At 60.5% G+C, this 21,795-nt stretch carries 23 protein-coding genes; 13 read left to right on the top strand and 10 right to left on the bottom strand.

Annotated elements, in window-relative coordinates; all coding sequences use genetic code 11:
* Positions 1-2: 2 nt before the first annotated feature.
* A complete protein-coding gene (locus tag K0F85_RS09160; RefSeq protein ID WP_306983874.1) occupies positions 3-1,655 on the bottom strand; it encodes a 3-(methylthio)propionyl-CoA ligase in 1,653 nt (550 codons plus the stop codon).
* A 270-nt stretch (positions 1,656-1,925) separates the two neighbouring features.
* Between K0F85_RS09160 and K0F85_RS09165 the strand changes: the two genes are divergently transcribed.
* From K0F85_RS09165 to K0F85_RS09195, 7 genes are all read left to right on the top strand, one after another.
* Positions 1,926-3,368, top strand: coding sequence for a YdiU family protein (locus K0F85_RS09165; protein ID WP_257572684.1), 1,443 nt, complete (start codon positions 1,926-1,928; stop codon positions 3,366-3,368).
* Between the two features lie 9 nt (positions 3,369-3,377).
* On the top strand, positions 3,378-3,779 hold the full coding sequence (gene msrB / locus K0F85_RS09170; protein WP_219115737.1) for a peptide-methionine (R)-S-oxide reductase MsrB: 402 nt from the start codon (positions 3,378-3,380) through the stop codon (positions 3,777-3,779).
* A gap of 75 nt (positions 3,780-3,854) precedes the next feature.
* Positions 3,855-4,484 carry a septation protein A gene (locus K0F85_RS09175; RefSeq protein ID WP_219115738.1) on the top strand — a complete coding sequence of 210 codons (630 nt, stop codon included), beginning with the start codon at positions 3,855-3,857 and terminating at the stop codon, positions 4,482-4,484.
* Positions 4,481-4,783, top strand: a complete 303-nt coding sequence (locus K0F85_RS09180) for a BolA family transcriptional regulator (RefSeq protein WP_257572642.1) — start codon at positions 4,481-4,483, stop codon at positions 4,781-4,783. The genes K0F85_RS09175 and K0F85_RS09180 overlap by 4 nt, the downstream gene beginning before the upstream one ends.
* A gap of 85 nt (positions 4,784-4,868) precedes the next feature.
* Positions 4,869-5,648, top strand: a complete 780-nt coding sequence (locus tag K0F85_RS09185) for a peptidyl-prolyl cis-trans isomerase (protein WP_219115739.1) — start codon at positions 4,869-4,871, stop codon at positions 5,646-5,648.
* 128 nt (positions 5,649-5,776) lie between these two features.
* On the top strand, positions 5,777-6,553 hold the full coding sequence (locus K0F85_RS09190) for a peptidylprolyl isomerase (protein ID WP_219115740.1): 777 nt from the start codon (positions 5,777-5,779) through the stop codon (positions 6,551-6,553).
* 182 nt (positions 6,554-6,735) lie between these two features.
* Entirely contained in the window at positions 6,736-7,416 is a 681-nt protein-coding gene (locus K0F85_RS09195; protein WP_219115741.1) for a DNA alkylation repair protein, read from the top strand.
* On the opposite strand, the gene K0F85_RS09200 is transcribed toward K0F85_RS09195, so the two are convergent.
* Positions 7,379-8,071 (bottom strand): TetR/AcrR family transcriptional regulator, encoded by a 693-nt coding sequence (locus K0F85_RS09200; protein WP_219115742.1) that lies wholly within the window; start codon positions 8,069-8,071, stop codon positions 7,379-7,381. The two genes, K0F85_RS09195 and K0F85_RS09200, sit on opposite strands and share 38 nt — an antisense overlap.
* Before the next feature lie 107 nt (positions 8,072-8,178).
* Between K0F85_RS09200 and K0F85_RS09205 the strand changes: the two genes are divergently transcribed.
* A complete protein-coding gene (locus K0F85_RS09205; RefSeq protein ID WP_219115743.1) occupies positions 8,179-8,883 on the top strand; it encodes a DAPG hydrolase family protein in 705 nt (234 codons plus the stop codon).
* 9 nt (positions 8,884-8,892) lie between these two features.
* On the opposite strand, the gene K0F85_RS09210 is transcribed toward K0F85_RS09205, so the two are convergent.
* Positions 8,893-9,786: a GNAT family N-acetyltransferase gene (locus tag K0F85_RS09210; protein WP_257572643.1), complete on the bottom strand. Its 894-nt coding sequence runs from the start codon at positions 9,784-9,786 to the stop codon at positions 8,893-8,895.
* Between the two features lie 146 nt (positions 9,787-9,932).
* Between K0F85_RS09210 and K0F85_RS09215 the strand changes: the two genes are divergently transcribed.
* Positions 9,933-10,823 carry a neutral zinc metallopeptidase gene (locus tag K0F85_RS09215; RefSeq protein ID WP_219115744.1) on the top strand — a complete coding sequence of 297 codons (891 nt, stop codon included), beginning with the start codon at positions 9,933-9,935 and terminating at the stop codon, positions 10,821-10,823.
* Positions 10,824-10,865: 42 nt separating this feature from the next.
* On the opposite strand, the gene K0F85_RS09220 is transcribed toward K0F85_RS09215, so the two are convergent.
* The 4 genes from K0F85_RS09220 to K0F85_RS09235 all read right to left on the bottom strand — a co-directional run bounded on the left by K0F85_RS09220 (position 10,866) and on the right by K0F85_RS09235 (position 15,362).
* Positions 10,866-11,630: an ABC transporter substrate-binding protein gene (locus K0F85_RS09220; RefSeq protein ID WP_219115745.1), complete on the bottom strand. Its 765-nt coding sequence runs from the start codon at positions 11,628-11,630 to the stop codon at positions 10,866-10,868.
* Positions 11,630-12,496 carry a carboxylating nicotinate-nucleotide diphosphorylase gene (nadC, locus tag K0F85_RS09225; RefSeq protein WP_219115746.1) on the bottom strand — a complete coding sequence of 289 codons (867 nt, stop codon included), beginning with the start codon at positions 12,494-12,496 and terminating at the stop codon, positions 11,630-11,632. Before nadC ends, K0F85_RS09220 begins: the two co-directional genes overlap by 1 nt.
* The gene (gene nadA / locus K0F85_RS09230) at positions 12,493-13,626 is read right to left on the bottom strand and encodes a quinolinate synthase NadA (RefSeq protein WP_219115747.1); all 1,134 of its coding nucleotides are present in this window, start codon (positions 13,624-13,626) and stop codon (positions 12,493-12,495) included. Before nadA ends, nadC begins: the two co-directional genes overlap by 4 nt.
* 137 nt (positions 13,627-13,763) lie before the next feature.
* Entirely contained in the window at positions 13,764-15,362 is a 1,599-nt protein-coding gene (locus tag K0F85_RS09235; RefSeq protein ID WP_131686473.1) for an ABC-F family ATPase, read from the bottom strand.
* Positions 15,363-15,583: 221 nt separating this feature from the next.
* Here K0F85_RS09235 and K0F85_RS09240 point away from each other — a divergent pair, with 221 nt between their 5' ends.
* Both K0F85_RS09240 and K0F85_RS09245 read left to right on the top strand, forming a co-directional pair.
* The gene (locus tag K0F85_RS09240; RefSeq protein WP_219115748.1) at positions 15,584-16,126 is read left to right on the top strand and encodes a DUF2939 domain-containing protein; all 543 of its coding nucleotides are present in this window, start codon (positions 15,584-15,586) and stop codon (positions 16,124-16,126) included.
* Positions 16,127-16,197: 71 nt separating this feature from the next.
* The gene (locus tag K0F85_RS09245) at positions 16,198-16,920 is read left to right on the top strand and encodes a hypothetical protein (RefSeq protein WP_219115749.1); all 723 of its coding nucleotides are present in this window, start codon (positions 16,198-16,200) and stop codon (positions 16,918-16,920) included.
* A 125-nt stretch (positions 16,921-17,045) separates the two neighbouring features.
* Here the strand turns inward: K0F85_RS09245 and K0F85_RS09250 are convergent, their stop codons facing one another.
* The 3 genes from K0F85_RS09250 to K0F85_RS09260 all read right to left on the bottom strand — a co-directional run bounded on the left by K0F85_RS09250 (position 17,046) and on the right by K0F85_RS09260 (position 19,386).
* Positions 17,046-17,738, bottom strand: coding sequence for a DUF3334 family protein (locus K0F85_RS09250; protein ID WP_219115750.1), 693 nt, complete (start codon positions 17,736-17,738; stop codon positions 17,046-17,048).
* Positions 17,739-18,042: 304 nt separating this feature from the next.
* Positions 18,043-18,300 carry a DUF1488 family protein gene (locus K0F85_RS09255; protein ID WP_219115751.1) on the bottom strand — a complete coding sequence of 86 codons (258 nt, stop codon included), beginning with the start codon at positions 18,298-18,300 and terminating at the stop codon, positions 18,043-18,045.
* Between the two features lie 15 nt (positions 18,301-18,315).
* Entirely contained in the window at positions 18,316-19,386 is a 1,071-nt protein-coding gene (locus tag K0F85_RS09260) for a sensor histidine kinase KdpD (RefSeq protein ID WP_257572644.1), read from the bottom strand.
* Between the two features lie 251 nt (positions 19,387-19,637).
* Here K0F85_RS09260 and K0F85_RS09265 point away from each other — a divergent pair, with 251 nt between their 5' ends.
* Positions 19,638-19,955, top strand: a complete 318-nt coding sequence (locus K0F85_RS09265) for a hypothetical protein (RefSeq protein ID WP_219115753.1) — start codon at positions 19,638-19,640, stop codon at positions 19,953-19,955.
* A gap of 123 nt (positions 19,956-20,078) precedes the next feature.
* Complete coding sequence (locus K0F85_RS09270; RefSeq protein ID WP_219115754.1) at positions 20,079-21,752, top strand: DUF6138 family protein; 1,674 nt, start codon at positions 20,079-20,081, stop codon at positions 21,750-21,752.
* Positions 21,753-21,795 lie beyond the last annotated feature (43 nt).

The following is a 21,795-nucleotide window of genomic DNA, read 5'->3' on the forward strand; positions in this document are numbered from 1 at the left end:
CGCTACATGCCGGGCAGCTGGTGCCCCTTGAACTGCTCGCGCAGCTTGTTCTTCTGAATCTTGCCCGTCGCGCCCATGGGCAAGGCGTCGACGAACAGCACGTCGTCGGGCGTCCACCACTTGGCGATCTTGCCTTCAAAAAATTGCAGCAAGGCGTCGCGCGTGACCGTCATGCCCGGGCGCAGGACCACCACCAGCACGGGCCGCTCATCCCATTTCGGGTGGAACACGCCAATGCAAGCTGCCTGCAGCACGGCCGGATGGGCCATGGCCAGGTTTTCCAGGTCGATGGTGCCGATCCACTCGCCGCCCGACTTGATCACGTCCTTGCTGCGGTCCGTGATCTGCATATAGCCATCCGCATCGATGGTGGCCACGTCGCCCGTGGGGAACCAGCCATCCTGCAACACATCACCGCCCTCGTTCTTGTAGTACGACGCGATAATCCACGGCCCTTTTACCAGCAAATGGCCGTAGGCCACGCCATCCCACGGCAATTCCTTGCCATCGTCGTCGACGATCTTCATGTCCACGCCGTAAATCGCATGGCCCTGCTTTTGCAGTATCTTGCGCTGCTCAGCCTTCGGCAAGTCCAGGTGCTTGGTCTGCAAGCCGCCGGCCGTGCCCAGCGGCGACATTTCCGTCATGCCCCACGCATGGATGACCTCGATGTCGAACTTGTCGATCAGGGTATCCATCATGGCCGGCGGGCAAGCTGCGCCGCCGATCACCGTGCGACGGAAAGTGGAAAAGGTCAAGTTATTCTGCAAGGCGTGGTTCAGCAGGCCCAGCCAGACGGTCGGCACGCCGGCCGAGAATGTCACTTTTTCCGCCTCGAACAGTTCGTACAGTGACTTGCCGTCCAGCGCCGCGCCGGGAAATACCATGCGCGCGCCGGACAGGGGCACGGAATACGGCAAGCCCCAGGCATTCACGTGGAACATGGGCACGACGGGCAGCACGGTATCGGAAGCGCGCACATTCAGGGCGCTGGGCATGGCTGAGGCATACGCATGCAGCACGGTCGAGCGGTGCGAATACAGGGCGCCCTTGGGGTTGCCCGTCGTGCCCGACGTGTAGCACAGGGTGGCGGCCGCGTTTTCATCGAACATGGGCCATGCGTAATCGTCGGAATGCGTGGCGATCAAGTCTTCATAGCACAGCAGGTCGGGGATGGCGCTGTTGGCGGGCATGCGCTCGCGGTCGCACATCAGCACGAAGTGGCGCACAAAGGTGCAGTCGGCGGCGATTTTTTCCACCACGGGCAGGAAGCTTGAATCAAACAATAAAACCTGGTCTTGCGCGTGATTGGAGATGTAGGCGATCTGGTCGGGAAACAGGCGCGGATTGATGGTGTGCAACACGGCGCCCGAGCCGGACACGGCATAGTACGCTTCCAGGTGGCGATAGCCATTCCAGGCCAGCGTGGCGACGCGATCGCCCATGCCGACGCCGAGCCCATGCAAGGCATTCGCCAGCCGGCGCGCGCGCTGGTGGCAATCGCGATAAGTGTAGCGGTGCATATCGCCTTCCACCCGCCGCGAAATGATTTCGCTACTTCCGTAATGACGCGCTGCAAACTCGATAATGCTGGAAATCAGCAGGGGCTGATTCATCATCTGGCCCATCACTGGACTCAAGGGAAATGCCGACATCGTGTCTCCTGGCGTGGATACTTGGTTATTGTTGAAATCTACAGACTTTCCTTAGTTTCGTACGGTCGTGCGGAAACCGTCAACGCATTTCGATATTGCAATGCAGCATGGAATTTTTGATTCCGTTTTGTGCCGTGCAGCGACCCGCCGCTGCGCCCGCCGCACGCCTAGTCGCTGTGCGGTAAAATCGCAGCTCAGACTGGCGCTGCTTGCCGCCACATCGCCACTTTTTATTTGAATGGAATTGCCATCAGCGCTCATACCTTACCACTGGATAACGCCTTTGCGGCTTTGCCTCCTGCGTTTTATACGCGCTTGATGCCCACGCCACTGTCCTCCCCGTATTTCGTGGCCGCCAGCGCAGCGGCGGCAAACCTCATCGGTCTCGATGCGGCTTGCCTGGCCGAACCTGATTACGTGGCGCTGCTGAGCGGCAATGCCGTGGCCGAGCGTTCCATGCCCCTGTCGGCCGTATATTCGGGCCACCAGTTCGGCGTCTGGGCCGGCCAGCTGGGCGATGGCCGTGCCATTTTGCTGGGCGATATCGCCACAGCAAGCGGTCCGATGGAGCTGCAACTGAAGGGCGCCGGCGCCACGCCGTATTCGCGCATGGGCGATGGCCGCGCCGTGCTGCGCTCGTCCATCCGCGAATTCCTCTGCTCGGAAGCGATGGCGGCGCTGGGCATACCCACGTCGCGCGCGCTCTCCATCATGGGTTCGCAACAAGGCATCGTGCGCGAAACGGTGGAGACGGCGGCCGTCGTCACCCGCATGGCACCCAGTTTTGTCCGCTTTGGCTCGTTCGAACACTGGTTTTACCGCAAGCAGCCGGACCAGCTGAAAATCCTTGCCGATCACGTCATCGATGGCTTTTATCCCCATTTGCGCGCCGCATCAAATCCGTATCAAGCCTTGCTGGCCGAAGTGTGCGTGCGCACGGCGCACATGATTGCGCAGTGGCAAGCCGTAGGCTTCATGCATGGCGTGATGAACACGGACAATATGTCGATCCTGGGGCTGACGCTCGATTACGGCCCCTTCGGCTTCATGGAAGCGTTCGACGCGAAACATATCTGCAACCATACGGACCAGCAGGGTCGCTATTCCTACGCCAACCAGCCGCAGGTGGGCCACTGGAATTGCTATGCCCTGGGCCAGGCCTTGCTGCCGCTGATCGGCGAAGTGGCCGAGGCGCAGGCGGCGCTGGACAGCTACCAGAGCGCCTTTGCGGACAAGATGAATGCCTTGCTGCGCGCCAAGCTGGGCTTGCGCAAGCAACACGAGGACGATACGGCACTGTTCGACAGCATGTTTGCACTGATGCAAGCCAATCACGTGGATTTCACCAACTTCTTCCGCGCCCTGGCGACACTGCAAGTGGCCGCCCCCGAGCATGACACCCTACTGCGCGACATGTTCATCGACCGCTCTACGTTCGATACATGGGCAGCAACATACCGCGCGCGCCTGTTGCGAGAGCACAGCGTCGATGCCGACCGGCAATCCGCCATGAACGGCGTCAACCCGAAATACGTGCTGCGCAACTACCTGGCGCAAGTGGCCATCGAGAAAGCCCAGCAGCAGGACTACACGGAAGTGGCGAAATTGCTGGCAATTTTGCAAAAGCCATTTGACGAACAGCCCGAACACCAGCACTATGCGGCCCTGCCACCCGACTGGGCCAGCCACCTTGAAGTCAGCTGCTCATCCTAAGGAGTCATTATGACCACCAATAAAGTCAAGAAAACCGACGCCGAATGGCGCGCCATGCTCGATTCCATGGAATACGAAGTCACGCGCCATGCGGCCACGGAACGCGCCTTCACGGGCAAGTTCTGGGACCACCATGCACACGGCATCTATACCTGCGTCTGCTGCAACACGCCACTATTTGCCTCGGACACCAAATTCGACTCGGGCTGCGGCTGGCCCAGCTATTTCCAGGCCCTCGACCCGGCCAACGTGACGGAAATCATCGACCGCAGCCACGGCATGGTGCGTACGGAAATCGTCTGCGCCGTCTGTGACGCCCACCTGGGCCACGTCTTCCCGGATGGCCCGCCGCCGACCGGCTTGCGCTATTGCATCAATTCGGCTTCCTTGCGCTTCGATCCACAACCTTGATGCCGGTAATGGCTTGGGTGTTACCCCTAAGCCATTCCTAAGATGATTCTCATAAGACCAGTGTAAAGTCTCGCCATGAAATTTCTATTCGACCTATTCCCCCTGATCGCCTTCTTCGCCGCCTTCAAGCTGGGCGGCATGTATGAGGTGGCCACGCATGACTTCGTGCAGCAATATTTATCCGGCTTCGTGTCTGGTGGCCTGATCAAGGCTGACCAGGCGCCTTGGATACTCGCCACCCTGGTCGGCATCGTCGCCACCGCCTGCCAGGTCAGCTATCTGCTGCTGCGCGGGCGCAAGGTCGACGGCATGCTGTGGCTGTCGCTGTTCATCTTTGTCGTGTTCGGCGGCGCCAGCATTTACCTGCACGACGATTTCTTCCTGAAATGGAAACCGACCCTGATTTACTGGTTGTCCGGCCTGGCCCTCTTGATCGCCCATGTGGGCTTCAAGAAAAACCTGATCCGCAAGACCATGGAAGCGCAGGTGCAATTGCCTGAAGCCGTCTGGAACCAGTTGCTGGCGGCGTGGATCATTTTCTTTGGCGCCATCGGTGCACTGAACCTGTTCGTCGCCTTCGTGCTGTACAAGGGTGACATGGCCGCCTGGGTCAGCTTCAAAGCCTTTGGCGCGACGGGCATTTTCTTTGCCTTCATCGTGGCGCAAACCCTGTTCCTGGCCAAACATATCAAGGAAGACGCATGATGAATACCACCACCGAAAACACCGCGCCGGAAACGCGCATGCAGCGCATCCAAAATCGATTGGAAACGGCACTTTCCCCTCTGGAATGCGTACTGGAAGACGACTCGGCACGCCACCGTGGGCACGCGGGTGCCGCCTCGGGCGGAGGCCATTACAATCTACGCATTATTTCTAGTCAATTTGAGGGGCTCAGGCTCGTCATGCGCCATCGACTGGTGTATGATTCCGTGCACGATATGATGCATAATGAGATACATGCATTGGCGATTGTGGCATTGGCGCCATCCGAGCTAGTATAAGGATGGCGTTTTTGGCGTACGCTAGCCGTGTTATAGATTTCTTCCCATGCGTTTTTTACGAAACTTTCCCTAACAGGATTTAATAATGACTTTTAAGCCAGCCCGCTTGCTGATCGCACTACTCGCCGTTGTCGCGGTACCTGTTTTTGCGCAAAATGTTGCCGTTGTTAATGGCAAGCCTATCCCATCGTCGCGCGTTGATGCAGTCGTCAAGCAAGTCGTCGCCCAAGGCCAGCAACCGGATTCGCCGCAACTGCGCGAAATGATCAAGAAAGACTTGATCGGCCGTGAAGTGCTGATGCAAGAAGCGGAAAACAAAGGTTTCGGTAAAGATGCAGCCGTCAAGCAGCAAATCGAGAACGCGCGCCAGGCCATCGTCATCAACGCCCTGGTCGGCGACTACCTGAAAAAGAACCCCGTCACCGACGCTGAAATCAAGGCCGAGTACGACCGCTTCGTGGCGCAGACGGGCGACAAGGAATACCATGTACGCCACATCCTGGTGGGCACTGAAGCGGAAGCGAAAGACATCATCGCCAAGCTGAAAGGCGGCGCCAAGTTCGAAGACCTGGCCAAGCAATCGAAAGATGCCGGCTCGGCCGACAACGGCGGCGACCTGGACTGGGCAGCCCCATCGTCGTTCCCGAAGGTGTTCTCCGACGCCTTCGTGAAACTGCAAAAAGGCCAGGTCACGGAAACTCCCGTGCAAACGCCTAACGGTTTCCACGTGATCAAGCTGGACGACACCCGCGCGGCAAAACTGCCGACCCTGGAAGAAACCAAGCCACAGATCGCCGAAGCGCTGCAGCAAAAGAAATTGCAAGCGTATCAGGAAGAAATGATCAAAAAAGCGAAAGTTCAGTAAACACTGACCTCCCCGGCGCCCTTTTCGGCGCCGGTCGTGTATTCTGCGCCTGAACGCGAACTGCACGGCAGTCGCGATCTCCTGTATCGGTTTTTGTATCGGTTTTTGTATACTTATTAGGAATGAACATGATTTTGAAGCCAGCCCGCCTGATCTTAGCCTTGGTCGCCGTTGTAGCGATCCCTGCGTTCGCGCAAAACGTCGCCACCGTGAATGGCAAAGCCATCCCATCGTCGCGCGTTGACCAGGTCGTCAAGCAAGTCGTCGCCCAAGGCAAGCAAGCCGATTCGCCGCAATTGCGCGAAGCCATCAAGAAAGACTTGATCGGCCGTGAAGTGCTGATCCAGGAAGCCGACAAGCAAGGCTACGGCACGCGTCCGGAAGTCAAGTCGCAGATCGACAATGCCCGTCAAAGCATCATCATCAATGCCCTGCTGGCCGACTACGTCAAGAAAAACCCCGTCAAGGATGCTGAAATCAAGGCCGAGTACGACAAGTTCAAGGCACAAGCGGGCGACAAGGAATACCATGCACGCCACATCCTGGTAGCCACCGAAGCGGAAGCGAAAGACATCATCGCCAAGCTGAAAGGCGGCGCCAAGTTCGAAGAACTGGCGAAAGTGTCGAAAGACGGTTCCGCAAACAATGGCGGCGACCTGGACTGGGCTAGCCCTGCTTCGTACGTCAAGCCATTCTCCGACGCCATGGTCGCCCTGAAACCTGGCCAAGTCACGCAAACGCCCGTGCAATCGCAATTCGGTTTCCACGTGATCAAACTGGAAGAAACCCGTCCGACGAAGCTGCCGGCACTGGAAGAAGTCAAGGGTCAAGTGGCCGAGTCGCTGCAACAGAAGAAACTCGCCGCTTACCGCGACGAACTGATGAAGAAAGCCAAAATCCAATAAGAATACCCGATCAAACCTACTGCGCGTCGTGACTTGCGGCCTGCGATGCTCACCGTACCTTCGTACGGTTGCGCTTCCCGGCCACAATTCACTTCCGCTCGCTACGGTTTTATCGGGCATTCTGCCCAGGTATAAAGCGCTCCATGGAGCGCTTTTTTTACGCCTGAAAAAAGCGAGATGCGATGGATCTACATGCAGAACTGAAGGCCGCGCTGGAAGCGGCTGCCGAACCGGGCCGCGCAGCGCCCATGCAAGCCTATATGCGCGACCAGTTCGTCTTCCTGGGCGTGGCAGCGCCGCAACGGCGGCTGGCCGCCAGGGCCTTGCTGGCGAGCCTGAAGGACATTGATGCCGCGACGCTACTGGAACACGCGCAACTGCTGTGGCAGCAGCCGCAGCGCGAATACCAGCACGTGGCGCTCGATATGCTGGCCCTGCACGTGCGCCAGCTGAGCATCGATCATCTGCCCGCCCTGCTGGCACTGGCGCGCCAGCGCGCCTGGTGGGACAGCGTCGACGGCATGGCTGGCATCGTGGGCGAGGTGCTGCAGGCAGCGCTGCGGCGCGGCGGCGATGGCCACGCGCACATGGATGGCGCCTTGCGCCACGAAGACTTCTGGCTGCGCCGCATCGCCATGTTGCACCAGCTGGGCTGGCGCGGCGATACGGATAGCGCCTGGCTGTTCGACGCGGCACTGGCGCTGGCCCACGAGGACGAGTTTTTCATCCGCAAGGCCATCGGCTGGGCCTTGCGCGATTACGCGCGCCACGCGCCCGAAGCCGTGACGGCCTTTGCCAATGCACACCGCCAGTTGCTCTCTCCCCTCAGCTACCGCGAAGCGTTGAAGCACCAGCCACGCTGAACGCCTGGCCGGCGAGCAAACGCAGCGCCGCGTCGATGCGCGGCGTGGCATCCCAGGCCGGCACGGGCGCCAGCACACCCAGCGCCATCTGCCGCAACGGCTCCGCGATCACCATGGCCAGCAACAAGCCGGCCATTTCATACCCATCCTGCCCATCCTGCCCATCCGGCAACCGCAGATGGCCGCGCGCCGCCTGGCGAGCCAGCCACCCGGCCAGCAGGGACGTGCCCCGCTCGATGCCGTTGCGCTGATAGACAGCAAGTAACTGCGCGCGGGCGGGAAACTCCGTGCACAGCAGGCGGAACAGGCCTACGGCGTCCGCCGTCAGCACCCGCGCCGCCATCGCCTGCAAAATCTCCTTTAATAATGGCAGCACCTCCTCAGGCGCGGCCGCATCATGCGCCATCGCCGGCAAAAAGGCGTCCGTCCACCCGCGCACCACCAGGGCCACGAGCTCCTCGCGGTTGGCCGCATACTGGTACAGCGACTTCTTCGCCATGCCCGCGTGACGCGCCACCGCTTCCATGGTCGTGGCCGCATAACCTTCGTGTAGCAGCAGCCAGGTGGCCGCCTGCACGGCCGCCTCGCGCGCCTCCTCGGGCGGGCGCGCCGGACGGCCCCGCCCACGCAAAGCCTTGCTGTCTTCTTCCTGCATGCCCACTCCAAGCTTGATCGATGGCCAATTTTACACTGAAAGATATTTAGGAAACGTTGATTGTTTCTTTAATATATAATTGTCTTACCCTAACAAAGGAGAACGACATGACGCATGACTCGCATATTGAATTCCCATGGAGCATCACCGGCACGGGCGACTTGCTCGACCCATTTCCCCTGCACCTGGAAACGGGCATCACGCGCCTGCCCGACGGCTGCTTGCTGGTGGCGGCGCGCACGGACCTGCACGGCTGCAGCGGGCCCATGCTGGACTGGTGGTTTATGTTTTTCGAAACGACGCAGCACATCAAGTGGTGGCATCCGCACGACCATGTGGCCCATCATGGCTGGAACAGCGTGTGGAAAAAGGGAGAGCGTTACCATGGCGCCTCGATCGAGGCGGTGGAATCCTTGGGTGATATACCGCCCGTGAAAGCCAAGCTGAAGTTCCATGATCCGAAGGAAGTGTTTGATCCGCTGCAACTGCAACTGGCCAAGGACAGCGGCGCCCTGTCGGCCGCCGTTTGCGCGCGCATCGGCTTTGGCGAGCACGTGCAGCTAGACCCGCAGGGCGACCCGCTCGACGGCGAAATGCTACACCTGACGCGCGACACGCCCACGGGCTGCGTGCTGCGCAGCCGCTTCCTGCTGGGCCGCAACAGCCTCGATCCCGTACGCGACGTGCCCGACGTGCTGGGCCTGAACTTGCTGCGCCATTGCTATAGCGAATTTACCTATCTGTCGCGCTTCCTGCCCTCGCTGTACTACGGCGAACATGCCAATGGAGAAATGGCGCCGCTGCCCTGGTAATACCGGGCATCACAGGCGCTTGTGCATGCGCGCCAGCGGCAGTTTGATGTCATCGGGCAAGTCCAGATGAAACTCTTCCGTGATGCCAAAGCCGCTGGCCAGGTAGAGCGGCACGCCGGGCAAGGTAGCGGCCAGCTCCAGCGCGCTGAAACCGGCGGCCAGCGCCTGCCGTTCGCAATGGCGCATCAGCATGCTGCCCAGACCCTGGCGGGCGGCGGCTGGTTCGACAAAAAATGCGCGGATGCGGGCCGGCTGGCTGGCCGGATCGAGCAGCGGGTCCGGCCCGCTCTTGGCGTGGTCGGCACCGTACAGGGTGGCGCGCTGGCTCCAGCCACCGCAGGCCAGCATGGCAGCATCGCGTTCGATCACGAAATACGTGCGGTCGGCCACCAGCTGCGTATCGACGCCGAAGACGTGGCGCGTCACAGCCTCGGCCTGCTCTTCACTATAAAATCCCGCGCTCAGCGCCACGCCGGAACGGGCGATCAGCGCATTCATTTGCGGCACGTCGGCAGGCAACGCCACGCGCAAGCAGGTCAAGGCGCCAAAGCTGAACCAGGCACGCGCAATGCGGCCCTGCACCACCTCGTACGTCGCCACCAATTCCTGCGCGGAGACGCCGTCCGGCATGTCGCTGTGGACGACTTCATGGTCGATCACGAGCTGGCCGCAGGCGATACGGTTGAGCAACTGCGCCTGCGGCCGGCTGGCGGCGAAACGGGCCGTGAAACGGCGGCCGATCTGCGCACTGCCCGTGGCCAGCAAGGTATCAGGATGCTGGAATTGCTGCGCATCGTCGGCGTAGATAGCCAGCAAGGCGGGCACGTCATGGGCATTGTAGGCGTCCAACTGGGCCTGAACGACCTCGGCGGGAGTAACATAGGTAGCGGGGGCGAGCGTCATGTTTCACCTGTTGTGATGAAGGTGGAAAAGTTTCAAAGGGTAACACTGTCCTTCCTGCCGCAGCACAGTTTGGTGCGATAATCACAAGAATCGTCACAGGAATCGCCTTGATACCTGACTAATATCAATCGTTGCAGGAGTAACTCATGAAGTGGGAAGGCAATCGCGAAAGCGACAATGTGGAAGACCGTCGCGGAGAGGATAGCGGTGGAGGTGGCGGTGGCGGCTTCGGCTTTGGCGGACGCTCGATCGGCATCGGCACCATCGTCATCGCCCTCGTCGGCTCGTATGTGCTGGGCGTCAATCCCCTGACCTTGCTGAATATGCTCAGCGGCGGCGGCGGCCAGGTCAGCACCCAGCAAAGCCAGGCGCCCGCGCGCCAGCCGCCCGAATCGGACGAGATGGCCCGCTTCGTGAAAACCGTGCTGGCCGATACGGAAGACACCTGGGGCGCTTTGTTCAAGGCCGAAGGTGGCAGCTACGTGAAACCCAAGCTGGTCTTGTACTCGGGCAGCACGCCAACGGCCTGTGGCACCGGCCAGAGCGCCAGCGGCCCCTTCTATTGCCCCGGCGACCAGAAAGTCTACCTGGACCTCGATTTCTTCAATCTGATGCAGCAGCGCTTCAAGGTCTCGGGCGAATTTGCCGAAGCCTATGTGATCGCGCACGAAGTGGGCCACCACGTGCAGAACCTGCTGGGCTTGTCCGAGAAGGTCGACAAGGCTCGCCGCACGCAGTCGGAGCGCCAGGCCAACGCCATGTCCGTGCGCCTGGAATTGCAGGCCGACTGCTTTGCCGGCGTATGGGCATATCACGCGAACGCCGACCGCAAGATCCTGGAACAGGGCGACGTGGAAACGGCCCTGAAAGCGGCCACGGCCATTGGCGACGATGCGCTGCAGCGCCAGTCGCAAGGCCATGTCGTGCCGGACTCGTTCACGCACGGCACCTCGGAGCAGCGCGTGCGCTGGTTCAGCAAGGGCATCGAGAGCGGCCAGATTTCCCAGTGCAACACGTTTGAGGCGCGCCAGTTATAAGACAGGCAAGGCAAGCATGCCGCCAGACCAGGCGGCATGCGTTCAAGGCAAGCTGACGTCGTAGCGCTTGCCCAGTCTTTTCAGCTCGCCTGTGTCGATCATGCCATTCAATTCCTGGTCGAACTGCAGGCGCAGCCTGTCAAAAGCAGGTGAACGGGGGAAGGCGAAATAGCCGTTTTGTATGTCGATGACTCTGGGAAGGGGTTTCACCTGGCGAGCATAGCCCAGGCGGGCGATGACGGGGTCGGTATTGCGGCGGTTGCTGACGAACACGTCCACGTGGTTGTGCACCAGCATCTTCAAGCCATTTTCCACGTTGTTGGCCACGCTGACCTGCAAGCCGGGTCGCACGCGCTCCCACTCCGCGCCATACGCCCAACCATTGAGCAGCACCACCCTGCGGTTCTTCAGCACCGCATAGTCGCCATCCCAGCCGAAGCTGGCGTCCTGGCGCGTATAAAACACCATCTGGTCCTGGTAAAACGGCTTTTCGGAAAAACCCATGCTGGCGATGCGCTCGGGCGTTTTGTAGGGGCCGATCAAGATATCGGCCTGGCCCTGCACCAGCATGGCTTGCGCGCGGGCCCACGGCACCATGCGAAAGCGCACGGTATTACCCGTGCGCGCGGCCATCAGGCGCAGCAATTCCGCGCCCAGTCCGCCATATTCGCCGCTCTCCTGATATTCGAACACGCGCTCGAACTGCGCCCCCACGGCCAGCAGTTCGCGCGCCTGCGCCGGTAACGGTATGGCAAATGCGGGCCACAACAAGGCTGCGGCCAGCAGGCGCCGCCCTGCCTTTCTCATCAGCCGACGATGCGCAAGGAGTAATCGGTGGCCCGCACATCCTTGGTCAGGCTGCCGATCGAGATGCGGTCCACGCCCGTTTCGGCAATGGCGCGCACGGTATCGACATTGATGCCGCCCGACGCTTCCAGCAAGGCGCGGCCATTCGTCAAGGCCACGGCATCGCGCATCATGTCGTTGCTGAAGTTATCGAGCAGCACGGACACGGCGCCCGCGTCCAGCGCTTCCTGCAATTGCGCCAGGGTTTCCACCTCGATCTGCACGGGCACACCCGCGTCGAGGTTGCGCGCGTTTTCCAGGGCCTGGCTGACGCCGCCAGCCGCCGCGATATGGTTTTCCTTGATCAGGATGCCGTCGTACAGGGCCAGGCGCTGGTTCTTGCCGCCACCGACCCGTACTGCATATTTCTGGGCCAGGCGCAAGCCCGGCAAGGTCTTGCGCGTGTCGAGGATGGACGCCCGGGTGCCGGCGATCACATCGACATACTGGCGCGTGGCCGTGGCGACCGCCGACAGTAATTGCAGGAAATTGAGGGCGCTGCGCTCGGCCGTGAGCAAGGCGCGCGCCGGTGCCTGTATCGTGCACACGACGCTGTCGGCCGTCATCATGTCGCCTTCGGCGTAATGCCAGGCAATATCGATGCTGCGGTCCAGGCTTTTCATGATGCCTTCAAACCATGGCGCGCCGCACAGCACGGCCGCTTCGCGCACGATGACACGCGCCGTGACGATGTGGTCGGGCGGCACCAGCTCGCCCGTCAAGTCGCACTGGCCCACGTCTTCCAGCAAGGCAGCCAGCAAATTGCCTTCGAACGCACGCGCCAGGGCCGCATCAAAAGGGGCGAAAGAATTAACGAGGGTAGTCATGCTGGACCGATTCCTTGGAACAATGTGGTTTCTTTTGCCAGGTCCGCGCCCGGCTTGAGGCCCGCCTTCTTGGCGGCGGCAAAGTCGAGCATGCGATTGATCGAACGCACGGCCAGCTGGCCGACGGCGGGATCGACATGGATTTCGTTGTGCATGTTTTCCAGCGTTTGCGCCAGGTTCAGCAAGCCGTTCATGGCCATCCACGGGCAGTGCGCGCAGCTCTTGCAAGTAGCGCTGTTGCCGGCCGTGGGCGCTTCGATGAAGCGCTTGCCCGGCGCGGCCGCGCGCATCTTGTGCAGGATGCCGTTGTCGGTGGCGACGATGAAGGTGTCCGTATCCATGCTTTGTGCCGCCGCAATCATTTGCGACGTGGAACCGACCATGTCGGCCAGCGCCACCACGTTGGCGGGCGACTCCGGATGCACGAGCACCTTCGCCTGCGGATACTCTTCCTTGAGCAAATCGAGTTCGATGCCCTTGAATTCGTCGTGCACGAGGCAAGAACCCTGCCACAGCAGCATGTCGGCGCCCGTCTGCTTCTGGATGTACGAACCCAGGTGTTTATCCGGCGCCCAGAGGATTTTCTTGCCCTGCGCATGCAGGTGGGCAACGATGTCGAGACCGATGGATGAGGTCACCATCCAGTCGGCGCGCGCCTTGACGGCCGCGCTGGTGTTGGCGTAGACGACGACAGTACGGTCCGGGTGGGCATCGCAGAAGGCCGTGAATTCGTCCACCGGGCAACCGAGATCGAGCGAACAGGTTGCGTCGAGGTCCGGCATTAATACCGTTTTTTCGGGACTGAGGATCTTGGCCGTTTCGCCCATGAAACGCACGCCGGCCACGACCAGGGTCTTGGCCGGATGGTCGCGCCCGAAGCGGGCCATTTCCAGGGAATCGGAGACGCAGCCGCCCGTGGCTTCGGCCAGGTCTTGCAGGTCGGCATCAACGTAGTAGTGGGCAACGAGCACGGCTTCGCGCTCGATCAACAGGCGCTTGATGCGCGTGATCAGTTCGGCTTTTTCAGCCGGGGACGGCGTCGCTGGCGTGCGTGCCCAGGCATGGGCAGTGCAGCTGGCTCCGTCTTGCGGGTGTTCATACTCGACGGATTTGATGGCTAAAGTTTGCATGGCTGTGTCAAACATAAACGGGATAGACCGGCACGATTGCACTGAAGCAGGTGCGCCGGAACGAAAGGACCGCAGCGCGTCGGTGTGGTGCTGCCGGATGGGCGACTGGCGCCGCATCCGGCCTATTGCCTCAGATATTAATCGATACCCTGGCTCTTCAGATAGTCTTCGTAGTTGCCACGGTAATCGACCACTTCATCTTCCTTGATCTCGATGATGCGGTTGGCCAGCGAGGATACGAATTCACGGTCATGCGACACGAAGATCAGCGTGCCCGCGTATTTTTCCAGCGCGATGTTCAGGGACTCGATCGATTCCATGTCCATGTGGTTGGTCGGTTCATCGAGCATCAGCACGTTGTGGCGGCCCAGCATCAGCTTGCCGTACATCATGCGGCCCTTTTCTCCACCGGACAAGACCTTGACGGCCTTCTTCACGTCGTCGCCGCCGAACAGCAAACGACCCAGGATGGAGCGCACGGCCTGGTCGTCGTCGCCCTCTTTCGTCCACTGGCCGATCCAGTCAGTCAGGTTCGTGTCCTTGGCGAAATCTTCCGTCGGGTCTTGCGGCATGTAGCCCACATTCGCGTTTTCCGCCCACTTCACGCGGCCCTGGTCCGGCTGCAGGCCGGCGATGTCGCCCGCGATGCAACGCAGCATGGTGGTCTTGCCGGCGCCGTTGGCGCCGATGATGGCGATGCGCTCGCCAGCCTCGACCATGATGCTGAAATTCTTGAACAACTGACGGTCAAAGCCTTTCGAGATGTTCTCGACTTCCACGGCCAGGCGGTGCAATTTCTTCTCGCCATCGAAACGCACGAAAGGATAGGCGCGCGACGATGGTTTGATGTCGTCGACCTTGATCTTTTCGATCTGCTTGGCACGCGACGTGGCCTGGCGGGCCTTGGATTTGTTCGCGGCGAAGCGGCGGACGAATTCCTGCAGCTCGGCAACCTTGTCTTTCGCTTTCGCGTTGTTGGCCAGCTGCTGGTTGCGCGCCTGGGTCGAGGCGAACATGTATTCGTCGTAGTTACCCGGGTAAATCTTCAGGGTGCCGTAATCCATGTCGGCCACGTGGGTGCACACCTGGTTCAGGAAATGGCGATCATGGGAAATGATGATCATGGTGGAATTGCGCTCGTTGAGCACGTCTTCCAGCCAGCGTATGGTGTTGATATCCAGGTTATTCGTCGGCTCGTCGAGCAGCAGAATGTCCGGGTTCGAGAACAGCGCCTGCGCCAGCAACACGCGCAGCTTCCAGCCTGGCGAGACATTGCTCATCGGGCCTTGATGCAGCTCGATGGCGACGCCGGCGCCCAGCAACAGTTCGCCCGCGCGCGATTCGGCCGTGTAGCCGTCGTATTCGGACACTTTGCCTTCCAGTTCGGCCGCCTGCATGTAGTCGTCGTCCGTCGCTTCCGGGTTCGCGTAGATCGCGTCGCGCTGCTGGATGGCGGCCCACATTTCCGTGTGGCCCATCATGACGACGTCGAGCACGCGCATGTCTTCAAAGGCAAATTGATCCTGGCGCAGCTTGCCCAGGCGCTCGTTGGTATCGAGCATGACGTTGCCGCCCGACGGGTCCAGGTCGCCGCCCAGGATCTTCATGAACGTCGACTTGCCGCAGCCATTGGCGCCGATCAAGCCATAGCGGTTGCCGTCGCCGAACTTGACGGAGATATTCTCAAACAATGGCTTGGCGCCAAACTGCATCGTAATGTTAGCTGTAGAAAGCATTAGTGAGGTCTTTATCCAGTGAAAACAGGTAGTTAGGTACTTTTCTCCCATTATACAGCACCCACCCCCATCCCTCTATAGCGGCAGGGGGGGAGTGGCAACCGGCAAAACCCGGATGCGAATAGTGGCAAGAAAATAGCATTGCCACTTTGCCATTTAGCGGATAGGCTGCTGCGGTGTCCGTTTTCCACCCTTATCTACCCTTACCTGACAGGCATCACTTGAAAAAAACCTCCATCGCCGCCGCCATGGCCGCCATTGCCATCGCCGCCACAGCCTATGCGTCGCCCTACTATGCCTTGCATCAGATCAAGACTGCCCTGGCCGAGCGCAACGCCGAAGCCCTGGCCGCACAGGTGGACTTCCCTGCCCTGCGCAGCAGCGTCAAGGCGCAACTGGAGGCTGGCATGGCCCGCAGCATCGAAGCGACCGCCGGCAGCGACAACCCGCTGGCCGCCCTGGGGCAGAGGGTTGCCGGCGCCATGCTGGGAAAGATGGTCGATACCATGGTCTCGCCAGCCGGCGTGGTGGCGCTGGTCAACAAGAGCGCAGTCAGCCCGCCAGCAGATGCGAATCCGGATGCGCCCGCCGATGGCGCGCAAGCGAAGGCCAACTATGCCGCAGGCTATACCGGCGTCAACACCTTCGTCGTGCGCGCCAAGGATGGCCATGCGCAGGAAGGCGCGCTGGTCCTGCTGCGCCATGGCGTGTGGAGCTGGAAACTGAGTTCGATCGAGATTGCCACGGCGATGGCCGCACCTTAGCAAGGAACGCGCATGCGCAAGCATTCTGGGACACAATGCCGGTCATTTCGTATCAGATTGCTGGAGAGTTCATGCTGAAACACACGGCCTTATCGCTGGCGCTGGCCCTTGCCAGCGCCGCGCACGCCGGCCATACGACCGATGGGATTGCTGAAGCCGAGCGCAGCCACTCTGTGGCCTCGCGCATGCAGGCGGAAATGTCCAGCGCCGCCGATCCCGACGCTCCCGCGCTGCTGCCCGTACCCAGCGACATTTCGCTGGCCGAACTGGAGCGCCGCCTGGCGCTGGCGCAGGCGCAGGCCGCAAAAAAGCACTTCCGCAGCGCGCTTGACCCGGCCGCGCTGACGGCCCTGGCGCAGCAGATGGAATGCATGGATATCGTCGGCGTGCAACCGTATGGATTGCCGCTGGATCGGGCGCATCCTGCCGTGCTGAGCGGCGCGCACCTGCTGGCGCGCTGCCCGCAGCAGGCCTACGTGTCGATCACGGTGGTGTCGATGGCGGGCAAGACAGGCAAGCGCGTGACGATTTCGCCGCGGTCATTCAAGCAGACCGTGGATGGCAAACCAGCGCGGCGCCTGTATTACAAGGCTCCCAACGGACGCCAGAAGGAATCGCTGACCATCGTCGACGGCAGTTATGTGTATGCGCTCGAGTACTGGTCGCTCGATGATGGCCAGCAACATGGCATCGTCGGAGAGCGGCGGCTGGAGAAAGTATCGTCGTTGCCTGCGCCCGCCCTCACGGCGGTGCCAGAGATGCGTGGGCATGGCCGGGAAGGAGATCAGCAATGAATTGCAACAAGATCGTCCGGACGGCAAGCAATGCCGTTGCCATCACTAGCGTAGCGCTGGGAACGGCGGGCGTGTCATCATCGACTAGCGGCGGCAAGCATGCCGCCGCTAGTGGCAGGCACGGCTTACATGCCCAGCGACTTGAGCAAGTCGGCGTTGTCGTCGTCTTCCGGCGCCGCTGCAGGCGCCGGGGCGGCGTCGCGTTCGCGGTTCGCGTATTCGCTATCCATCAGCGAGTCGGCATCGACTTCGCGCGAATCGAAATCGTGCAACTTGATGAACTCGGTACGGTCGATCGCCAGTTCCAGGTAGAAAATATTGTTCTTTTCCGTGTAGAAGGTGACGCGGCGCATTTCAGGGCGATCCAGCGGCGTGTCGACGCTGAGCATCACCTGCTTGTTCAGCACCAGCATCTTCGGCTGGCTCTGGGTGATATTCGTTTGCAGTTCGCGCCGCACCTTGCCCGTGAAGTCGCCCACGATCTGGTTCATCAGCTCGCCCATGATGTTCGACACTTCGTCTGACGTATAAAAGCTGGCCAGCTCCGACTTCGGCATACCCATGTGCAACATGTAGCGCTCATAGATTTCCATCGCCGTATCGGCGGCAAAATTGAGCACCACCAGGCCCGTGAAACCGCCATCGAACATCACGAAACAGCCAATGTCCGGCTTCAGGCCCGTCTTGGTGATGCGCTGCACCATGCCTGAATAATTGACTTTACTTTGCGTTGCAACGTTGAGCACCCGAACCACCGAGTTGCACAAACTCATCAACAAATCTTCTGTACCGTACACAACATCCTTTTCTGCATCCATGAGCAACCTCTCCTACTATTTTAAAGATGACAGCACTGTTCCCTGCCCGTCGCGAGCCAAAACGCGACCGTTTCGCTCGGCAAGCGGACGACTTCACCTTTGCATGCCTGACCTTGCTTGACCGCGCGCCGCCTTGCCGCCGGCGCTCACCGCCCTCTTACCTTTTTCTGTATAGAAATAAGTATCAGATGCGCAGAATACCGAGATGTAACATTTCCGTCCAGCCATACCTGCATTTACTTGACGATCTGTGCGGAAATACCATATCTGGCAAGGACACTGCGGCCAGCGCAAGAAAAAGTGACTAAAAATCAAGTGCGCGCAAGACCACGCCACTGACCCGCAGATCGCGGCTCAGGCAAGCGAAAGCGCGCTGGCCAATGCGCAGGCGGTGCATCTCGAAGACGGCCAGCAACTCGCCTCCCTGCCCCTGATCCAGGCTGTGCAAGGCCGTCACGCTGATGCGACAGGTCTTTTCCACGCCCAAAACGGTCAACTGGAAGCATAAGGCGTCGCCCGACTGGTCGATAGCGACGCTGTCGCGCAAGATTTCATAGGGCATGGTCGGGGCGCCCGTTTAGCTGGCGAAGCCGGCAGCGGCATACCGCGGCAGGTCGATGATGAAGACGCAGCCATGGCCAGGCACGCTTTCCACGCTCAAGGTGCCGGCATTCGATTCCACGCTGCGGCGGGCAATCGACAGACCCAGGCCCAGGCCAGTCTTGTTAGCGCCACCTTGCGTGAAAGGCAGAAACATGCCATCGGCTGCCTCCGGCGTCAGGCCGGCGCCATTATCCTCCACTTCGATCCTGATCCGTCCGCCTCTGGCATAGGCGCGCAGTACCACCGTCCCATTCGGCGCGCTGAACTTGAAGGCATTCTGCAACAGGTTGCCGACGGCAGAAAGCAGCAAATCCTGGTCCACATCGAGCTGCAGCAAGGGGTCGACTTCTTCGACGATCAGCGTGCAGCGCAGCAAGTCCGCTTCCAGGCTGGCCGAATAGTGCAATTCAGCGATGAAGTTGTTCAGGAAGAAAACCGAGCGCTGCAAATTCAGGCCTGCCTCCACGCGCACTTCCGCCAGCGAGCGGTCGATCAGGGTGCGCAAGCCCACCAGGCTGCGGTCGAGCACGGCGCCTGTGGCGCCCGCCACGCCCATGCCGCTCTGCTTGAGGGCGGCGACGGCCAGGCCGGCGGTGCTGAGGTGATTGCGCAGTTCGTGGGCAAAGTAGCCGATGCGCTGGCTCAAGGCCAATGCCTGTTCGTCAGCGATGAGCATGTCGCGCCGCTGGGTAAATTCGGAAACAGCTTCGGCAATGCCGTTGTCGAGGCAGCGATTCAGCGTCCTGAATTCCTCAACGGCAAACTGCTCGTCCAACGCCACGGCAAGATCGCTGACTGCCTGGCACAGGTCGCCATAATCATGCACGACCTGGCTGACGGAATAACCGAGCGTCAGCAACTGCCCGCCATGCGTGGTGGCACTGCAGGCCAATTCCGATGTCCCGGGCGCAATGCCGTCGGAGGAACCGGAAATGGCCAGGCTTTGCGCCACCTTGCCCGCCTCTTCCGCCTTCAGGGTGCGTATCAGCTGGTCCAGGAAGATGGGAATACCTTCTCTTAACTGCATTTCAGTCGAAAAACGCATGGGCCGCTTGGCGACTTTGTCACGGCAACGGCGCTCAAGCTCGGCGCGATTTTCCGCTAGGAATATGTGCATCATGACGTTTTCGGCAATCTATTTGAGTGGTAAGCCATTGAGACTACAGGTAGCGTACGCAAACAACCGTCTGTTACCGAACATAGCGATGCGCATGTCTGGCTGGCGCCGTGCGGCGCACGCCTGGACTCACCCCCTGTGGTATTGTCAGCAGATACCCAACCAAGCAGGTGCCAAGCATGCAAAACATTGTTACCAGCGTCTCGTTCCGCTACATCGATCCGCGCCAAAAGGAACCGGGCCCAAGCAGGGAATTCATCAATCAGAACATCCTGCTGCCACCGGGCGCCCATCTGCCGCGCATGGGCGAGGCGATTGAACTCATGCACTGGGACTTGAACCGCGACATGAAATCGGGCGTGTACTCGGTGCTGTTTATCCACACGCGCATCGCCTTGTTTGATGGCAACGACAAGCCTTCCGCCTGGCACACCACGGTCACCGTGGGACCACTGTCCGATGAGATCGACGTGCGCTTCCTCACGCCCCCTTCCTGACGCCCCGTGCGGCCCTTGTTACGCCCAGGCCTGAACACCTAAAATAGTGCTTTATATTAAACATGACCGTGACGGCAGCCGGTGGCGTTGCCACGCGCAATGCAGGAAAAGACGACGACATACATGAGTACACTTATAGAACTGGCAACACAGGAAATGACGGCGGCCATTCACGCCTGGTTCGATGACCGTTTGCGGCGCACCGACCTGGAAGACGCCGTCAACCGGACCACCTTGCAGATGGGTATCTTCAATGATTTCTTGCTCGACTACAAGCCGGGCCGCACCACCGCCGACGATCTCGACCTGGGTTTCGAGGACGACGACGCGCGCCCCAGGGCGCCGGCGCGCCTGGACGATGCGCAAGTGCGCGAGCTGATCGCGCCGCAACTGACGGCGCTGGTGCAAGCCCGCCTGGCGCCGCTGGTGGACACGCCGATGATCGACTACCGCTTCACCTTCCGCGGCAAGTTCCAGACGGCGCAGGGCAAGCTGCACCTGACGTTGCTCGAATACGTCAACGACGGCAAACGCCAGGCCTTGCTGGAACGCATACACACCTACATAGGGCAAACGCTCACGCAGGGCAAGCATCCGACGAAACCGCTGGAAACGTTCTTCCTGGCCCGCCACCTGCTCGACCCGCAGCTGTTCCCGCAGCTCGACGTGGCCTGGAGCATCGCCCAATACGAACGCATCCAGGCCTTGAACAAGACCCAGCCGGACGCCTTGGCCAAGCACCGCGCCGACATCATCCACGCCATCACGCAATGGGCGGAGAACGTTTTCCTGCCGCAATTTTATGACCGTGCGCTGTCTGCCTACCGTGCCACCGCATACACGCTGAAAGCGGGCGCGGCGCCCGATGCGCAGGCCCTGCAGCCGATCGATCTGCTGCTGTATGGCGCCGTGATGATCTTGCGCCACGAACCGAGCTACGCCAAATCAAAGGGCCTCAAATTCCTGGAAATCGCGCGCGAACTGGGCAGCGAACGGGCCGTGCGCATGCTCAAGGAAGGCAGTGGCAGCTTCCCCGATGACGCCATCCACCTGAAAAATGCGCTGCTGGAATGCCGCGCCAACGATGTGTTTGCCACCATCAGCATCACGATAGCCAGCGAAGAGGAAGACGCGTATGCGCAGGCGCTGGCCTTCATCACGCATTTGCTGCAAAACGGTTTCCCGAAGAGCTACCAGATCAAGCTCAAATCGAAGGTCAAGCAATATCTGCCCTTGAAAGGACTGGCCAGATCCGATACGCACCGCTTCTTCGCCAACGCCCTTGGCTATGCATCCCTGCAGCCGCAACTGCAAGCGTATGCGCGCGCGGCCGTTGAAACATTCGAGTTCTATGCGGACACGGAAGGCGAAAAGAATTGCATGCCCGGCAGCTATGCCACGTTTGGCCTGGGATTACTCGACGCGCGCTATTTCCCCCTGGTGCAGCACTACATGGCGCAAGTCGATGAAGAGCATCAATCCGTGCAGGATCAATTCACGGCCGCTTTTGCCGAAAAACATGGCGTGACGCAGGACACCATTCCCGCGCTGGTGGCGTGTCTGCGCGCATGCACGGATAACGCAAAAGTCAGGATTCAGGCGCAACTGGAAGAGGTGGAGACGCTGGAGTTGTTCTGCCAGCAACTGCAGGGGCTCGATGGCTATCTGGTGGAGCACATGCTGTATCCGATCTGGGGCAAGCTGGAAAAACTGGCGGCCCTGGCGCGCAAGGCGCAAGGCCGACGCAAGGAGCTGCTGCTGGCCTTGCTGGCAGCGGCGAGCAAGGCAGATGCCTGAGGTGTGCAACGTTATGACTTTCACCATCTATAATGCGCGCGCC

Origin of the sequence: Janthinobacterium sp. UMAB-56 (assembly GCF_900095265.1) — a bacterium.
GTDB lineage: Bacteria > Pseudomonadota > Gammaproteobacteria > Burkholderiales > Burkholderiaceae_D > Janthinobacterium.

Bases quoted from the DNA above. Each gene is read 5' to 3' on its own strand.
- K0F85_RS09250 (WP_219115750.1), bottom strand. From the start codon at position 17,738: ATGGATGCAGAAAAGGATGTTGTGTACGGTACAGAAGATTTGTTGATG.
- nadC (WP_219115746.1), bottom strand. From the start codon at position 12,496: ATGACTACCCTCGTTAATTCTTTCGCCCCTTTTGATGCGGCCCTGGCG.
- K0F85_RS09160 (WP_306983874.1), bottom strand. From the start codon at position 1,655: ATGTCGGCATTTCCCTTGAGTCCAGTGATGGGCCAGATGATGAATCAG.
- K0F85_RS09210 (WP_257572643.1), bottom strand. From the start codon at position 9,786: ATGACGCTCGCCCCCGCTACCTATGTTACTCCCGCCGAGGTCGTTCAG.
- msrB (WP_219115737.1), top strand. From the start codon at position 3,378: ATGACCACCAATAAAGTCAAGAAAACCGACGCCGAATGGCGCGCCATG.
- K0F85_RS09220 (WP_219115745.1), bottom strand. From the start codon at position 11,630: ATGAGAAAGGCAGGGCGGCGCCTGCTGGCCGCAGCCTTGTTGTGGCCC.
- K0F85_RS09260 (WP_257572644.1), bottom strand. From the start codon at position 19,386: ATGCGTTTTTCGACTGAAATGCAGTTAAGAGAAGGTATTCCCATCTTC.
- K0F85_RS09215 (WP_219115744.1), top strand. From the start codon at position 9,933: ATGAAGTGGGAAGGCAATCGCGAAAGCGACAATGTGGAAGACCGTCGC.
- K0F85_RS09185 (WP_219115739.1), top strand. From the start codon at position 4,869: ATGACTTTTAAGCCAGCCCGCTTGCTGATCGCACTACTCGCCGTTGTC.
- K0F85_RS09205 (WP_219115743.1), top strand. From the start codon at position 8,179: ATGACGCATGACTCGCATATTGAATTCCCATGGAGCATCACCGGCACG.
- K0F85_RS09195 (WP_219115741.1), top strand. From the start codon at position 6,736: ATGGATCTACATGCAGAACTGAAGGCCGCGCTGGAAGCGGCTGCCGAA.
- K0F85_RS09245 (WP_219115749.1), top strand. From the start codon at position 16,198: ATGCTGAAACACACGGCCTTATCGCTGGCGCTGGCCCTTGCCAGCGCC.
- K0F85_RS09255 (WP_219115751.1), bottom strand. From the start codon at position 18,300: ATGCCCTATGAAATCTTGCGCGACAGCGTCGCTATCGACCAGTCGGGC.
- K0F85_RS09190 (WP_219115740.1), top strand. From the start codon at position 5,777: ATGATTTTGAAGCCAGCCCGCCTGATCTTAGCCTTGGTCGCCGTTGTA.
- K0F85_RS09265 (WP_219115753.1), top strand. From the start codon at position 19,638: ATGCAAAACATTGTTACCAGCGTCTCGTTCCGCTACATCGATCCGCGC.
- K0F85_RS09175 (WP_219115738.1), top strand. From the start codon at position 3,855: ATGAAATTTCTATTCGACCTATTCCCCCTGATCGCCTTCTTCGCCGCC.
- K0F85_RS09200 (WP_219115742.1), bottom strand. From the start codon at position 8,071: ATGCAGGAAGAAGACAGCAAGGCTTTGCGTGGGCGGGGCCGTCCGGCG.
- K0F85_RS09235 (WP_131686473.1), bottom strand. From the start codon at position 15,362: ATGCTTTCTACAGCTAACATTACGATGCAGTTTGGCGCCAAGCCATTG.
- nadA (WP_219115747.1), bottom strand. From the start codon at position 13,626: ATGCAAACTTTAGCCATCAAATCCGTCGAGTATGAACACCCGCAAGAC.
- K0F85_RS09180 (WP_257572642.1), top strand. From the start codon at position 4,481: ATGATGAATACCACCACCGAAAACACCGCGCCGGAAACGCGCATGCAG.
- K0F85_RS09270 (WP_219115754.1), top strand. From the start codon at position 20,079: ATGAGTACACTTATAGAACTGGCAACACAGGAAATGACGGCGGCCATT.